The following is a 14,649-nucleotide window of genomic DNA, read 5'->3' as shown; positions in this document are numbered from 1 at the left end:
TTATTTTAATTTGCCTGTAGTTAAATTTCACTAATTATTTTAGTTGTTTTATAGTTTTTCTCATAAAACCTGCAGAAGTGAGTAATCTCGCAAATGCTGCATTTGGGCGAACGCGCCACACAAACATATCTGCCATGTAAAATCAGCCAGTGGTGTGCGATATGGATGGTGTGTTCCGGGAGGTTTTTAACCAGATCTTTTTCTACCGCAAGCGGGGTTTTGCCATTGGTCAATCCGATGCGGTTGGCCACCCTGAAAACATGGGTATCAACAGCCATTGCCGGGGCATTATAAATTACTGAGGCAATCACATTCGCCGTTTTTCTGCCAACACCAGGCATTTTCTGGAGTTGATTTACATCAGCAGGGACTTCGTTGTTAAAATCATTCAGGAGCATATTGGCCATCCCCACAAGGTGTTTGGCTTTATTGTTCGGGTAACTTACACTTCTGATGTAATCGAATACAATATCTGGAGTAGTTTCTGCCAGGGCTTTAGCATTGGGAAAACGTTTGAACAATGCCGGAGTAACCTGATTAATTCTCTTATCTGTGCATTGAGCAGACAATATAACTGCTACCAAAAGCTGAAAAGGATTGTTATAATGCAATTCAGTTTCTGCATCAGGTTGCCTGGCAGAAAAGTGGGATACAAAAAGCTGATATCTTTCTTTTTTAAGCATAGGCAAACTTAGACAATTTATGCTAAAAAAAAGCTGCCAGGTTGCTGACAGCTTGAGTTCTTTTTAAATTACTTTTGCTTTTGAATAAGCCAGGATCCGGGAGATGCTTTCCTCTGAAGGCTCCCTTTTGAGCATATCCAGCTGTGTTTTTATGTGGTCATAAAATGCAGCATCAATTTCCTCAGCCCCTGCGGAAGAATTTTCTTCCTGTTTTTGTTGCTGGTAATTTAAATTGTCAATTGAAGTAAAGGTTTCCATCATAAGCAAATAACGTTGTATTAGTTTTACTAATTTAACGCTATGGCTATTAATTTATTTTAACCTTAACTATAATTAATTGTAATTTATTTTTTACAAATGAAATATGCGTTTTTTAATACGATATGCATGATAATTAAGAGATTTCCTTCACTTTCATCATTTTACGCAGGTTATTTAAGGCATAACGCATACGTCCCAATGCCGTGTTTATGCTTACATCAGTTAGGTCAGCAATTTCCTTAAAGCTCAGGTCGGCATAATGACGCATGATCAGTACTTCTTTCTGGTCATCGGGCAGTAAATGGATCATAGCCCTCAGATCAAAATGTGTTTGCTCCCTTAGCATTTTATCTTCTGCACTTTCTTCGTGAAACTGAAGCAAATTGAAAACATCTGTGCCATCGGCGCTTGTAATTACGGGGGCTCTTTTCTCACGTCTGAAGTAATCGATAACCAGGTTGTGTGCAATACGCATTACCCAGGGCAGAAACTTGCCTTCTTCATTGTAACGGCCTGATCGGAGGGTGTTGATTACTTTAATAAAGGCATCCTGAAATATATCTTCGGCCAGGTATTGATCTTTCACCAATAGATATATTGAGGTATAAATTTTTGACTTATGTCTTTTCAGAAGTTCTTCCAAAACCGCTTCATTACCGGTAAGGTATAACTTCACCAATTCTTGGTCACTATATTGCTGTAGTTTCATAGGAGTATCCGTACTAAATTCCCTTGCTGCTTGCTAAAAAAATACTTAGTAGATGTTTTCTTCTATATGAGTTCTCCTATTAGTTTGTCAGTTAGTGGTTTGATTTACTAGTTAATATTCAAAAGAAGCATTTTTTTATTACAAAACCATATAAAAAGTGTTAAAAAAAATTAAAAGTGGGTTGAGTGCCTTATTTTTGCATTTCCGTAAAAAACCAAAATTGCGTTATTTGGGTTATATTAGCGGTATTCTAGCAGGAAATCAATGAATAAGGAAATCAATAAAGATCCACATAAAAATATCATCATAAAGGGTGCCAGAGTTCACAATCTTAAAAATATAGATGTGGCCATTCCCAAAAATAAGCTTGTAGTAATCACCGGAATGTCTGGTTCCGGCAAATCTTCTCTCGCTTTTGATACCTTATACGCTGAGGGGCAGCGCCGGTATGTTGAGAGTTTATCATCTTATGCCCGGCAGTTTATGGGGCGCATGAATAAACCTGATGTAGATTATATTAAAGGAATAGCGCCTGCTATAGCCATTGAACAAAAAGTGATTACCTCCAATCCACGTTCAACTGTGGGTACCTCAACAGAGATATATGATTACCTGAAACTTCTTTTTTCCCGGATAGGCAAGACTTACTCTCCGGAATCGGGTAAGATTGTTAAAAGAGATACGGTAACTACAGTAGTAGATTTTATATCGGGCTTGGGCGATGAAAGTGTGGTCACTATTTTTTGTCCGCTTTTTCCGCACAACAACAGGTCGGTTAAAGAAGAACTTGCGGTTTTGCTGCAAAAAGGCTTTCTCAGGATTTCTTACAAAAAGAAGATTTATAAGATCGAGGATATTCTGGAAGATAAGGAATTTAAGGATTTTGAACTTACTGATGAGCATACCATCAATATTCTGATTGACAGGATAGTGGTGAACCAGGAGGAGGAAACTTTAAGCCGTACTGCCGATTCTGTTCAGACCGCATTTTTTGAAGGTAAAGGAGATTGTTACATAGAATTTGATGGTAAGCTGAACCATTTTTGCGACAGGTTTGAACTGGATGGGATCCGCTTTGAAGAGCCAACACCTAATTTCTTTAGTTTCAACAATCCTTATGGGGCTTGCAAAAGATGTGAGGGCTATGGTAATGTAATCGGAATAGACGAAGACCTGGTCATCCCTGACAAGAGCAAAAGTGTATACGACAATGCAATTGCACCATGGCGCGGAGAGAAGATGCGTGAATGGTTAAACCACCTGATCAGAAATGCAGAGAAATTTGATTTTCCTATTCACCGGCCTTATAACGAACTTACTGAAAAGGAGCAGAAACTCATCTGGACAGGTAATAAATATTTTGGCGGACTCGATGATTTTTTCAAAGAACTGGAGGAGCAGACCTATAAAATTCAGTATAGGGTAATGTTATCAAGGTACAGAGGCAAAACCATTTGCCCGGATTGCAAGGGCTCGCGGTTGCGTAAAGACGCATCTTATGTAAAGATCGGCAACAAATCGATCATGGATGTGGTGCTTATGCCTTTAGCCACTTTACTTGGTTTCTTTGAAAATCTAAAGCTTTCCGAAAATGAACAGAAAATCTCCAAACGTTTGCTGGCCGAAATTCGGAACAGGGTACTTTATTTGAATAATGTAGGATTAGGCTACCTTACTTTAAACCGTCTTTCCAATACGCTATCCGGTGGGGAGTCGCAGCGTATCAACCTGGCGACTTCTTTAGGCAGCAGTCTGGTCGGGTCTATTTACGTACTCGATGAACCCAGTATAGGTCTTCACCCAAGAGATACCAGTAAACTGATAGAAGTACTGCAATCACTGAGAAATGTGGGTAACACAGTCCTGGTAGTGGAGCATGAGGAGGAAATGATGAAGGCTGCCGATCATATTATTGATATAGGACCCGAAGCAGGAACACATGGTGGAAACCTGGTGTTCAGCGGAACTTATCATGAGATCATAAAGGATAAAGACAGCTTAACCGGCAGCTATCTCTCTGGAGTGCAAAAAATAGTTGTCCCTGCAAAACGCAGAAGCTGGAAAGACCACATATTGATAAAGGGTGCACGAGAAAATAATCTTAAAAATATAGATGTAAAAATTCCTCTGGGCATATTTACTGTGGTTAGTGGGGTTTCTGGATCAGGAAAAACCAGTTTGATCAAGAAGATATTTTATCCTGCTTTGCAAAAGGCTATAGGTAACTATGCGGGTGAGCAGACCGGTGCTTATGATGGCATTTACGGCAATTACGACTTGGTGAGCCAGGTAGAGATGGTTGATCAGAACCCGATAGGCCGCTCATCCCGTTCAAATCCTGTAACCTATGTGAAGGCCTGGGACGATATCAGGTCTCTTTTTTCAGGATTGCCTGCAGCTAAGGCCGCTGGACTTAAACCAGCGGCATTCTCTTTCAACGTAGAGGGCGGCCGTTGTGACGTTTGTCAGGGCGAAGGGGAGGTAAAGATCGAAATGCAGTTTATGGCCGATATCTATTTGCCATGCGAAACCTGCGGTGGCCGCAGGTTTAAACAACAGGTGCTGGATGTAACTTATCAGGATAAGAATGTTGCCGATATTCTGGACCTTACTATAGAAGAGGCGGTTGAGTTTTTTAGCAATGAACCTAAGATCTTAAATAAGCTAAAGCCCCTGATAGATGTAGGCCTTGGTTATGTGCACCTGGGGCAGTCGTCCAACACCCTTTCTGGTGGTGAAGCGCAGCGTATTAAGCTGGCATCCTTTTTAATTAAAGGTAACAGCGCCAGTAAAACCATGTTTATTTTTGATGAACCCACTACTGGTCTTCATTTTCACGATATTAAAAAACTATTGATTGCTTTGAATACCTTAATTGAACAAGGAAACTCTGTGCTGGTAATAGAACACAATATGGATATGATCAAATCGGCCGACTGGGTGATTGACATTGGCCCGGAGGGTGGCGATAAAGGCGGCAACGTGGTTTTTGAAGGGAGACCTGAAGAGTTGATAAATGCAAAAGGTTCCTATACGGGTGAGTTTTTAAAAAACCATTTTGAAATAGTATCTTAGCGACTGTATGCTCTTTTTAACTTTAATTATAGGCATATTGTTAAATGCCATGGGCTATATACCACCCGGGAACATTAACCTGACAGTTGCGCAGCTTACCATCAACAGGGGGATGCGTCAGGCCTGGTCGTTTATTCTCTCTTTCTCCTGTGTTGAAGTTTTCTTTACCTTCGGGATGATGCGTTTTGCCCGCTGGGTATCAAGCGATGTAAACCTGGATGCCAATATCAATGAGGTAAGGATAGGTACTTACATAGATGCCTTTATGGTGATCTTGTTCCTGATCATGGGAACCATTACCTGGGTGCACCGTAACAAAATCCCTAAAACTAAAGACAGCAATTCGAGTAAAAGAGGCAGTGTGTTTTACGGGATGTTGCTGGGAATATTAAATCCGGTACAAATTCCATTCTGGCTGTTTTTTGGTAATTATGTGATTTTACACGAATGGATCAGAACAGACTACCTTTCACTGGTTATTTTCAGCTTGGGCTCGGGTATAGGTTCAGCCCTTGCACTTTATGGCTACGCGCATTTTGCTCGCTATATTCAGGAAAAATTTGCACTCAGCAGCTATTTGATCAATAAGTCCATTGCTATATTTCTGTGGGTACTGGCATTATACCTGATCGTTAAACAGGTGGTCATTTATTTGCGATAGGTCCAGCTTTTATCCAAGCAGCTCTGGAATTTTTCTGGTATTACCTACAATCCAGACAACATCTTCATTTTCAAAAACCATATTTGAATCAGGGTTCAAAATGCGTTCCCCCTTTCTTTCAATACCAACAACCAGCCCTTGCGTAGTCTCCCTGATCCCGGAACTTCGGATGCTTTGTCCATAAACAGGGGAATTGGCATTGATGACCACTTTTTGCAGGGTCATATCCTTCTTAGGGAAACTCACTTCTTCCGTATTTTCGTCCACACTACCTTCAAATAGTTCTTTTACCAAAGCCAGTTGGTTGTCCGTACCAATTACCAGAACCTTATCGTTAGGAAATAACCTTTCATCCCGACCAGGGGTGGGGATCATAATTTTGCCGCGTTCAATCAGCGCGATATTAACACCGTATTTTTCACGGATAGATAGTTCAACCAATGTTTGTCCAACCAGCTTGGACTCAGGGGCGATGACCAGTTCCGCCAGGTGGGTGTCCCATGGTAATATCTCGGGTTGTTTATTCTGTGCTTCACGTTCGTTGAGGTTCAATAAAAAACGACTTTCCAGGCGGTTGTAAAAACCTTGCAGCTTTCTGGAAAAAATGAACATCCCTGAAACAATGAGTATTATTGCAATGGCAATTGCCAGCCAGGTATTATAAAACTGGAAAATCAGGAAGCCAACAAAGAATATGCCCAATGCAATACGCAGAATTTCCAGTGCAACCAGTGGTCCCCGTGTATATTTTTTGTTAAGCCACAGGTGAGAGTAGGCCTTTCTTTCGATTCGTCTGATTGCCAATGCCCAAAGGAATGGGGTCATGATCACTAAAGTAAGCACCAGGCTAACAACAATGCCATTATTACCATCAATGAGGTTTGCCGTGATAAATGGTTGGAGATACCGGTAACCTAGAAACACAATGGCTGTTAAAATAACAGAATGAATAATGATGTTAAAAGTATAAGATTTGAGCAATATCTTCCAATCGCTCATCGTAGTAATTCCGGCAGTACTGGAGCTGTATCTGTTCAGTCCCTCGACCCATTTTTTAGGCAGGTTTCGTTCCAGAAAGAAATAAAAAGGTTCCGAGGCTTTAATTAAATAAGGAGTAGTAAAGGTAGTGATGGCTGATACCGCTACGGCAATAGGGTAAAGAAAATCGCTCGTCACTTTCAGGGATACGCCAAGAGTGGCAATGATGAAAGAAAACTCACCAATTTGTGCCAGACTTAAGCCCGTTTGGACGGAGGTTTTGAGTGGCTGACCAGAAATCAGTGCGCCCATACCGGAACTTAAAAATTTACCCAATATGGTGGCCAGCGTAATGATCAGAATCGGAACAGCATAATCCACCAGGATCTTCGGATCAATCAGCATCCCTACGGAAACAAAAAATATTGCTGCGAAGAGGTCTTTCACCGATTTCGTCAAATGTTCAATACGCTCTGCCTGTGTGGTCTCTGCAAGTATTGAACCCATAATGAAGGCACCTAGTGCCGGAGAAAAACCAACCTTTACAGCCAGGAGTACCATAAGCAGGCACAAGGCTATGGATACCACAAGCATGGTTTCATCATTCATTAGTTTTTTAGTGGCCTTCAAAAAGGTAGGGACTAAAAATATGCCGCCGATAAACCATAGCACCAGGAAGAAAGCCAGCTTTAATATGGAGATGAGCATTTGTGCACCTGCAAACTGTTGACTTAGGGCCAGCGTTGATAAGAGTACGAGAAGGAGGATGGCCACCAGATCTTCCACAATAAGTACCCCAAATACCAGGCCTGCAAACTTTTTATGTTTTACACCGAGTTCTTCAAAAGCCCTGATGATAATTGTCGTGGAAGAAACCGAAAGGATACCCCCCAGAAATATACTGTCCATGGTAGACCAGCCCATGGCTTTACCGGCAACAAAACCGATCAGCAGCATAAACACCACTTCCACAATGGCTGTTATGGATGCGGAACCACCAACTTTTACCAGTTTTTTAAAACTAAATTCGAGACCCAGACTAAAAAGTAAAAAGATTACTCCAATTTCTGCCCAGATGTGGATGCTCTCATTATCTGTAACGGTAGGGATAAATTTGATGTGCGGGCCAACCAGCAATCCTGCAAGGATATAGCCTAAAACCAAGGGTTGCTTGATTCTTTTAAAAAGGAGGGTAGTTACTCCGGCAGCGGCAAGTATGAGGCCTAAATCAGTAATTAATACAGGCAGATGTATCATAGAGAATAAGGGTTTCTCGTAAGATACAAAAAAAAAGTGCCTTTTTAACGGAAAGGAGCAGGTTTTTCTAAATTGTTACATTTTGTTGAAGTAGGCCAGTGTGTCTTCCTTATCCTGTTGTAGTTGTAACTTAAGCGCTTCCAGTCCTGTAAATTTCACATCATGCCGCAGGAATTCAAGAAAAGTCATGGTAATGTCCTGACCATAGATTTCCTGGTTGAAATCAAAGATATTTACTTCAATATTCCTGGTCATTCCATTAATTGTGGGACGTTGTCCGATATAGGCCATTCCTTTAAAAGTCTGACCAGACATGTCTACCGTTACAGCGTAGATTCCATCAGAGGGAATGAGTTTGTAGGTCTCCCCGATAAAAATATTTGCGGTAGGAAAACCGATGGTCCTGCCAATCTTATCGCCTTTAATTACACGGCCATGTAATGAGAAGTTGTAACCTAAGTATTGAGCTGCCAGGGCTACTTCACCATTTAAAAGTGCGTTTCTGACCTTAGTAGAGCTTACAGCAACATCGTTAATGTCCTGCTCAGGTATCATTTCTATTTTATAGTTATAATTTTTGGCCATTTCTTTCAACTCTGGCATACCGCCTTTACGGTCCTTACCAAAACGATGATCGTAACCGACAATCAATTGTTTAACGCCGATGGTATCTACCAGGATGTTTTTGATGTATTCCGCAGGGCTCAGGTTCGAAAAATCACGCGTAAAGGGGGTAATGATCAGGTGATCCACACCCAGTCTTGCCAATATGTCTGCCTTTTCGTCAATGGTGTTGATCATTTTTAAATCTTTATTTTCCGGATCAATGATCAACCGCGGGTGCGGAAAAAAAGTTAGGATCACACTCTCACCGCCAGTTGTTTTGGCCAGCTCGCAAAGCCTTTTAATGATTTTCTGGTGGCCATAATGTACGCCATCAAAGGTACCAATAGTGACAACTGCATTATTTAAGCGTTCGAACTCAGAGAGATGATGATATGTTTTCATAGTTAATGTAAGGCCTGGCGTTTTACCACCCCGCCTTTTATGTCTGCGATTTGCTGTTGTATTACAAAGGCATCCGGATCAATTTGCCTGATTGCGGTCTGTAATTTTCCCATTTCAAGTTTGGTTACAACAGTATATAAAATGTTGATATCTTTTTTCGTACCGTACCCGCCTTCACCCTTGTATATGGTAACGCCCCTTTTCATCCTGTTGATGATGAACTTTCTGATCTGTTCATTCTTTTCGGAAATTACCGTTACACCGGTATATTGTTCAATGCCGTTTACAATGTAATCAACGGTATTTGAGGCCGAAAGATAAGTGAGGATAGCATACAGTGCGGTATCAATACTTAAGAGTATAGCGGCGAAGGAAAAGATCACAATATTCAGGATCAAAATGATATTGCCTACTGTAAGTGTACTGTGTTTGCTGATGTATAGGGCGAGTACTTCTGTCCCATCAATTACACAGCCACCTCTCATGGCCAGTCCTATACCTCCCCCCAGGAACAAACCACCAAAAAAGGCTATCAATAAGGGGTCGTGTGTGATGGGTTTAAAAGGAGCTATGATCAGTGAAATGGCCAGAAGAGAAATGGCAACAGACGTTTTGATGGCAAAAACTTTGCCTATTTGCCGATAACCCAACAGTACAAAAGGCACATTGATCAATACAATCAGGTAAGAGAGCTTGAGCCCGGTTACGTTGCTAACCAGCAATGAGATACCTGTTACCCCACCATCAATAAAGCCACTTGGGAGCAAAAAACTTTTTAAGCCAAAGCATGCCGATACAATGCCACATGTAATCAAAAACACGTTTTTAACAAAGTTCAGCTTAGTGGGTTTGGTATGCCCTCTCATTATCCCGTTTTTTTGCTCCTAATATAATCAACCAGTTCCTTTACTTCAAAGGCATTTTGCAATAAAAAGCTTCCACTTCTTGTTCTAACCAGTTTGGACAGGTAAGCGCCATTGTTTAGCTGTTTACCAAAATCAGAGATCAATGACCTGATATAGGTTCCTTTGCTGCAAACAATCCGGAAATCAACTTCAGGTAATGCGATCCTGGTGATTTCAAATGAAGGTACAGTTACATTGCGCAGCCGCAATTCTGTTTCTTCACCACGACGTGCTTTTACATACAGGCGTTCGCCATTTACTTTTACAGCGGAGTGGGCAGGTGGATATTGTTGTATGTCCCCAATAAAAGGTGCGGTGGCTGCATAAATGGCCTCTTCCGTAAGATTGTCGAGTGGAAATTGCTGATCTACAGCTGTCTCCAGGTCAAAGGAAGGCGTTGTTGCCCCAAGCACCATTGTGCCTGTATATTCTTTTTCTTCAGCCTGAAAGTTATCTATCTGTTTGGTTAGCTTTCCGGTACAGATGATCAGCAGGCCGGTGGCCAGCGGATCTAAAGTGCCAGCATGGCCAACTTTTAGCTTTAGGGGCTTTAAAGAGTTCCTTATCTTTCCAACAACATCAAAACTGGTCCATTCATAAGGTTTATTGATGAGCAACAGTTCTCCTTCGGCAAAGTTAAAATCAGGAAATATTTTGCTTGCTGTCGGCTCTTCTCGATGATTTGTCATTACAATACGTTCATTTCAACTCCTGAATAATAAAGTGCAATCAGGACCACACCAATAATTATTCTGTACCAGCCAAAAATACGGAAGCCATGTTTGGACAAAAAGCCAATAAAAGATTTAATGGCGATAATTGCCACAATAAATGCAATCAGGTTACCAAATAACAGCAATTTAACATTTTCTGCATTCAGCAAGTGGTAACCCTTTAATAATTTATACCCGGTTGCGGCACACATGGTGGGTACAGCCAGGAAAAATGAAAATTCGGCCGCAACATGCCTGGTTAGTTTTTGCTGCATACCGCCAATGATGGTGGCTGCACTCCTGCTTAGTCCGGGAAACACAACTGCAAGCACCTGGAAACATCCTATTTTAAAAGCAGTTAAATTGCTGATCTCTTTTTCGTCGCTTACCGTTGGGTTTTTGAAAAGTTTATCTATAAATAACAATACGATACCGCCCAGTAGTAAGACTACAGCAATAAAAAGGGGGTTTCCAAGCGTTTCATCAATAAAATCGTTTAAAAGAAATCCGAAAAACAATGCGGGTATCACAGCAATGAGCAGCTTTACGTAGAATTGCCATTTGCTGAAGTTGAAGAACTTTTTCCAGTACAGAACCACCACGGCTAAAATTGCGCCCAGCTGAATGGCAACTTCAAACAATTTCACAAAATCATCTTTCCCGATTCCCATGAAGGAACTGGCAATAACCATATGGCCGGTTGATGAAACCGGCAAAAACTCAGTTAATCCCTCTATTACAGCAAGAATAAGGGCTTGTAAATAATTCATTAACCTGCCTTATTTTTTTAAAATGGCGTAAACACCAAAGCCAAAGCCAAATAAAACTACCATTGGGGCCAGTAAGGTCTTACGGAAATCATAGATGTCTGTAGTGCCAATCATCAGGATAAAGCCAACAACAACAATGGCAATGCTGATCAATAACAACTGATAATTCTTTTTATTGAACACAAGTTCATTTTTTGTGCCCTGACTTGCAGGTGCTGATTTTTTTTCTACCATTATCTGTAAAGGTCGTAAATTTTTAGATTTAAATATTTGCCTACCGCAAATGAGGTGCTGATAGCGGTAATGAAAATGCCTACACCAACCAGGCCGATCAGTACAATTCCAAATTCGCTATAACTTCTTAATATGATCATTTCAGGGATTTCCTTCTGGGCATAGTATAGGATGCCCAGCAAAATTAAAATGGCAATAAACGCAGCAATTAACCCATGTAATGCCGCAATTAAAATGAAAGGTTTACGTATAAAATTCCTTGTTGCACCTACCAGCTGCATGCTTTTGATCAGGAACCGCTGCGAGTAAATAGCGAGGCGAATGGTATTGTTGATCAGGGCGACAGAAATGACCAGTAATATCACTGCAAAACCCAAAATGATTAGCCCTATGGTGTTGATGTTCTTGTTCACCATATCTATCAGCGAACTCTGGTAGATTACTTCTTTAACGATTGGGTTTTTTCCAATGTTTGCCTTCAGGGCATCAATACTTTTGTTATTCGCAAAATCTGCTTTCAGGTAAACATCGATGGTAGACAATAGTGGGTTGTAACCTAAAAAGTTTACAAAATCTTCGCCCAGATCTGTAGTCAGGTTTCTGGCAGCCATTTCCTTGTTTACATAAACTGTACTCTTGATGGCAGGGTTGGCATTCAGTTCTTTTTGGAAAGCAAGTACTTCTGTTTCCTTAGCGCCCTCGTCTACAATGATATTTAAAACAATATTTTCTTTTACGTAGTTTGAAAGGTTTTTCGCATGCACTAAAATCAATCCCAGCATTCCAAGCATCAATAAAACCAGGGCGATGCTGAAAATAGTAGAAATATAAATGGTTTTTGTCTTCTTAGAAGCATCACTAACTTCAAATTCTTCCATGTAATTGTTTTTAATGTTTTGCGAAATTAAAAAATATAAGCAATTAATGTACAAAGGTACAACGTAATTTCATGAGAAAATATTTTCTTTTCATGAGCCCGATGCCATTAAATTCATCTGTTTGTTCTATCTTTAGGCGATTTAATCAAAAGCAAGTTTATTCATAAACGATCTGCTTATTTTTCATTCATAATAATCGTATTTATAAAAATATGTCGAACACATCAAAAATTATCTATACCAAAACAGATGAAGCGCCAATGCTGGCAACCTATTCATTATTACCGATTGTACAAGCTTTTACAGCCTCAGCGGGTATTGATGTAGAAAGCAGGGATATTTCGTTAGCCGGAAGGATCCTCGCAAACTTCCCTGAGTTTTTAAAGGAAGATCAAAAAGTTGGAGATGCGTTGACAGAGCTTGGACAGCTGGCTACAACACCAGCAGCCAATATTATCAAATTGCCAAATATTTCGGCTTCTATCCCTCAGCTTACCGAGGCCATTGCTGAGTTACAGTCGCAAGGCTTTGCCATTCCGGATTATCCGGAAAATGCCCAGACAGAGGAGGAAAAAGCAATCAAAGCAAAATATGCAAAGGTACTGGGATCTGCGGTTAATCCTGTGCTGCGTGAAGGTAATTCAGACCGCAGGGCACCTAAAGCGGTTAAGAATTATGCTAAAGCAAACCCACATTCTATGGGTGCATGGTCTGCTGATTCTAAAACAAAAGTAGCTAGTATGACTGAAGGCGATTTCTACGGATCAGAAAAGTCACTTACTGTAGCCGAGGCCACGCAGTTCAAAATTGAATTTGTTGATGTAAACGGTGCGGTCACCGAGCTAAAAGGATTATCTCCAATAAAAGCAGGCGAGGTGATTGATAGTTCGGTAATGAACCTCGCCGCATTAAAATCATTCGTAGCAAAAGCTATAGCTGAAGCAAAAGCTGCAGGGGTGCTGTTATCTGCGCATTTAAAGGCAACTATGATGAAGGTCTCCGATCCAATCATTTTCGGTGCCATAGTTGAAGTGTACTTTGCAGATGTTTTTGCCAAATATGCCGATCTGTTTAAAGAATTAAACATTGATACCAGGAATGGCCTGGGTGATGTTTACGCCAAGATTGCGGGAAATGTCAAGGAAGCAGAGGTAAAAGCTGCAATTGATGCGGCGATTGCAAATGGGCCAGCAATAGCAATGGTAAATTCCGATAAGGGTATTACCAATTTGCATGTGCCATCTGATGTAATTGTTGATGCTTCGATGCCGGCAATGATCCGTACATCCGGACAAATGTGGAATAAAGACAACAAACAACAGGATACCATTGCTATTATTCCTGATCGCTGCTATGCTGGTGTATATACGGCAACAATTGACGATTGTAAAGCCAATGGCGCCTTTGATGTAACTACCATGGGTTCTGTGCCTAACGTAGGTTTAATGGCGCAAAAAGCAGAAGAGTATGGTTCTCATGATAAAACTTTTCAGGCTGTAGCCAACGGTACCATTCGCGTTACGGATGGTGATGGTAGACTTTTCTTTGATCAGAAAGTAGAAAAAGGTGATATCTTCCGTATGTGCCAGACCAAAGATGCGCCAATTCAGGACTGGGTTAAACTTGCTGTCAACAGGGCTCGTTTATCGGCCACACCTGCTGTGTTCTGGTTGGATGAAAACAGAGCGCACGACAGGCAGATTATTGAAAAGGTAAACAAATACCTGGCGGCACAGGATACCACCGGATTAGATATCCGTATCCTTTCACCGGTTGAGGCCACTAAATTTACCCTAAACAGAATCCGTAAAGGTGAAGATACCATTTCAGTGACAGGTAACGTGTTGCGTGACTATTTAACAGATTTGTTTCCGATCCTGGAGCTGGGCACATCGGCCAAGATGCTGTCTATAGTCCCGTTAATGAACGGCGGCGGTTTATTTGAAACTGGTGCCGGCGGTTCTGCACCTAAGCATGTTCAGCAGTTCCTGGAGGAAGGGTACCTACGTTGGGATTCTTTGGGGGAGTTCCTCGCATTGGCGGTTTCTTTAGAACATCTTGGGCAGACACAAAATAATCCTAAAGCTTTGGTATTGGCTGAAACGCTGGATGCTGCAACAGAAACATTTTTGGCTAACGATAAATCGCCTGCCCGTAAGGTCGGACAGATCGACAACAGGGGCTCGCATTTTTACCTGGCTATGTATTGGGCACAGAACCTGGCAGCGCAAACTAAAGATGCAGAACTGCAGGCAAAATTTGCTCCTCTGGCCAAGACTTTAACAGAGAACGAAGCAAAAATCTCTGCTGAATTGATAGCAGCACAAGGCAAACCTCAAAATATCGGTGGTTATTATAACCCTAATGATGACCTGGCTTCTACAGCAATGAGACCAAGTGAAACATTGAATACAGCCCTTGCAGGTTTATAAACCTGCATCAGCTGATAAAGGGCCCGTTTGTTTTTACAGACGGGCCTTTTTATTTTTCCAAAACATTTAAGTTTTTTTTTGCGTT

At 41.2% G+C, this 14,649-nt stretch carries 13 protein-coding genes; 3 read left to right on the top strand and 10 right to left on the bottom strand.

Annotated elements, in window-relative coordinates; all coding sequences use genetic code 11:
* Positions 1 to 20 precede the first annotated feature (20 nt).
* The 3 genes from nth to B9A91_RS23350 all read right to left on the bottom strand — a co-directional run bounded on the left by nth (position 21) and on the right by B9A91_RS23350 (position 1,653).
* Positions 21 to 683, bottom strand: coding sequence for an endonuclease III (gene nth / locus B9A91_RS23360; RefSeq protein ID WP_084241477.1), 663 nt, complete (start codon positions 681 to 683; stop codon positions 21 to 23).
* Positions 684 to 746: 63 nt separating this feature from the next.
* Positions 747 to 944, bottom strand: coding sequence for a hypothetical protein (locus B9A91_RS23355; protein WP_144009028.1), 198 nt, complete (start codon positions 942 to 944; stop codon positions 747 to 749).
* Between the two features lie 133 nt (positions 945 to 1,077).
* Positions 1,078 to 1,653, bottom strand: coding sequence for an RNA polymerase sigma factor (locus B9A91_RS23350; RefSeq protein WP_084241475.1), 576 nt, complete (start codon positions 1,651 to 1,653; stop codon positions 1,078 to 1,080).
* A gap of 264 nt (positions 1,654 to 1,917) precedes the next feature.
* Here B9A91_RS23350 and uvrA point away from each other — a divergent pair, with 264 nt between their 5' ends.
* Positions 1,918 to 4,728 carry an excinuclease ABC subunit UvrA gene (uvrA, locus tag B9A91_RS23345; RefSeq protein WP_084241474.1) on the top strand — a complete coding sequence of 937 codons (2,811 nt, stop codon included), beginning with the start codon at positions 1,918 to 1,920 and terminating at the stop codon, positions 4,726 to 4,728.
* Positions 4,729 to 4,777: 49 nt separating this feature from the next.
* Complete coding sequence (locus B9A91_RS23340) at positions 4,778 to 5,389, top strand: LysE family transporter (RefSeq protein ID WP_235012666.1); 612 nt, start codon at positions 4,778 to 4,780, stop codon at positions 5,387 to 5,389.
* Positions 5,390 to 5,398: 9 nt separating this feature from the next.
* On the opposite strand, the gene B9A91_RS23335 is transcribed toward B9A91_RS23340, so the two are convergent.
* From B9A91_RS23335 to B9A91_RS23305, 7 genes are all read right to left on the bottom strand, one after another.
* Positions 5,399 to 7,624 carry a cation:proton antiporter domain-containing protein gene (locus B9A91_RS23335; protein WP_084241472.1) on the bottom strand — a complete coding sequence of 742 codons (2,226 nt, stop codon included), beginning with the start codon at positions 7,622 to 7,624 and terminating at the stop codon, positions 5,399 to 5,401.
* A gap of 75 nt (positions 7,625 to 7,699) precedes the next feature.
* Complete coding sequence (locus tag B9A91_RS23330; protein WP_084241471.1) at positions 7,700 to 8,632, bottom strand: bifunctional riboflavin kinase/FAD synthetase; 933 nt, start codon at positions 8,630 to 8,632, stop codon at positions 7,700 to 7,702.
* A gap of 2 nt (positions 8,633 to 8,634) precedes the next feature.
* The gene (locus B9A91_RS23325; RefSeq protein ID WP_084241470.1) at positions 8,635 to 9,498 is read right to left on the bottom strand and encodes a YitT family protein; all 864 of its coding nucleotides are present in this window, start codon (positions 9,496 to 9,498) and stop codon (positions 8,635 to 8,637) included.
* On the bottom strand, positions 9,498 to 10,226 hold the full coding sequence (truB, locus tag B9A91_RS23320; protein WP_084241469.1) for a tRNA pseudouridine(55) synthase TruB: 729 nt from the start codon (positions 10,224 to 10,226) through the stop codon (positions 9,498 to 9,500). The genes B9A91_RS23325 and truB overlap by 1 nt, the downstream gene beginning before the upstream one ends.
* Positions 10,226 to 11,020 carry an undecaprenyl-diphosphate phosphatase gene (locus B9A91_RS23315; protein ID WP_084241468.1) on the bottom strand — a complete coding sequence of 265 codons (795 nt, stop codon included), beginning with the start codon at positions 11,018 to 11,020 and terminating at the stop codon, positions 10,226 to 10,228. Before B9A91_RS23315 ends, truB begins: the two co-directional genes overlap by 1 nt.
* Before the next feature lie 9 nt (positions 11,021 to 11,029).
* Positions 11,030 to 11,254: a DUF3098 domain-containing protein gene (locus B9A91_RS23310; RefSeq protein ID WP_084241467.1), complete on the bottom strand. Its 225-nt coding sequence runs from the start codon at positions 11,252 to 11,254 to the stop codon at positions 11,030 to 11,032.
* Positions 11,254 to 12,132: a cell division protein FtsX gene (locus B9A91_RS23305; RefSeq protein ID WP_084241466.1), complete on the bottom strand. Its 879-nt coding sequence runs from the start codon at positions 12,130 to 12,132 to the stop codon at positions 11,254 to 11,256. The genes B9A91_RS23310 and B9A91_RS23305 overlap by 1 nt, the downstream gene beginning before the upstream one ends.
* Positions 12,133 to 12,344: 212 nt before the next feature.
* On the opposite strand from B9A91_RS23305, the gene B9A91_RS23300 reads away from it, so the two are divergent.
* Complete coding sequence (locus B9A91_RS23300) at positions 12,345 to 14,564, top strand: NADP-dependent isocitrate dehydrogenase (protein WP_084241465.1); 2,220 nt, start codon at positions 12,345 to 12,347, stop codon at positions 14,562 to 14,564.
* The last annotated feature ends 85 nt before the right edge of the window (positions 14,565 to 14,649 follow it).

It is taken from the genome of Pedobacter africanus (assembly GCF_900176535.1).
GTDB lineage: Bacteria > Bacteroidota > Bacteroidia > Sphingobacteriales > Sphingobacteriaceae > Pedobacter > Pedobacter africanus.
The sequence above is the reverse complement of the archived record's forward strand: the minus strand, read 5'-3'. Positions and strand labels throughout refer to the sequence as shown.

Bases quoted from the DNA above. Each gene is read 5' to 3' on its own strand.
- nth (WP_084241477.1), bottom strand. From the start codon at position 683: ATGCTTAAAAAAGAAAGATATCAGCTTTTTGTATCCCACTTTTCTGCC.
- B9A91_RS23355 (WP_144009028.1), bottom strand. From the start codon at position 944: ATGATGGAAACCTTTACTTCAATTGACAATTTAAATTACCAGCAACAA.
- B9A91_RS23350 (WP_084241475.1), bottom strand. From the start codon at position 1,653: ATGAAACTACAGCAATATAGTGACCAAGAATTGGTGAAGTTATACCTT.
- uvrA (WP_084241474.1), top strand. From the start codon at position 1,918: ATGAATAAGGAAATCAATAAAGATCCACATAAAAATATCATCATAAAG.
- B9A91_RS23340 (WP_235012666.1), top strand. From the start codon at position 4,778: ATGGGCTATATACCACCCGGGAACATTAACCTGACAGTTGCGCAGCTT.
- B9A91_RS23335 (WP_084241472.1), bottom strand. From the start codon at position 7,624: ATGATACATCTGCCTGTATTAATTACTGATTTAGGCCTCATACTTGCC.
- B9A91_RS23330 (WP_084241471.1), bottom strand. From the start codon at position 8,632: ATGAAAACATATCATCATCTCTCTGAGTTCGAACGCTTAAATAATGCA.
- B9A91_RS23325 (WP_084241470.1), bottom strand. From the start codon at position 9,498: ATGAGAGGGCATACCAAACCCACTAAGCTGAACTTTGTTAAAAACGTG.
- truB (WP_084241469.1), bottom strand. From the start codon at position 10,226: ATGACAAATCATCGAGAAGAGCCGACAGCAAGCAAAATATTTCCTGAT.
- B9A91_RS23315 (WP_084241468.1), bottom strand. From the start codon at position 11,020: ATGAATTATTTACAAGCCCTTATTCTTGCTGTAATAGAGGGATTAACT.
- B9A91_RS23310 (WP_084241467.1), bottom strand. From the start codon at position 11,254: ATGGTAGAAAAAAAATCAGCACCTGCAAGTCAGGGCACAAAAAATGAA.
- B9A91_RS23305 (WP_084241466.1), bottom strand. From the start codon at position 12,132: ATGGAAGAATTTGAAGTTAGTGATGCTTCTAAGAAGACAAAAACCATT.
- B9A91_RS23300 (WP_084241465.1), top strand. From the start codon at position 12,345: ATGTCGAACACATCAAAAATTATCTATACCAAAACAGATGAAGCGCCA.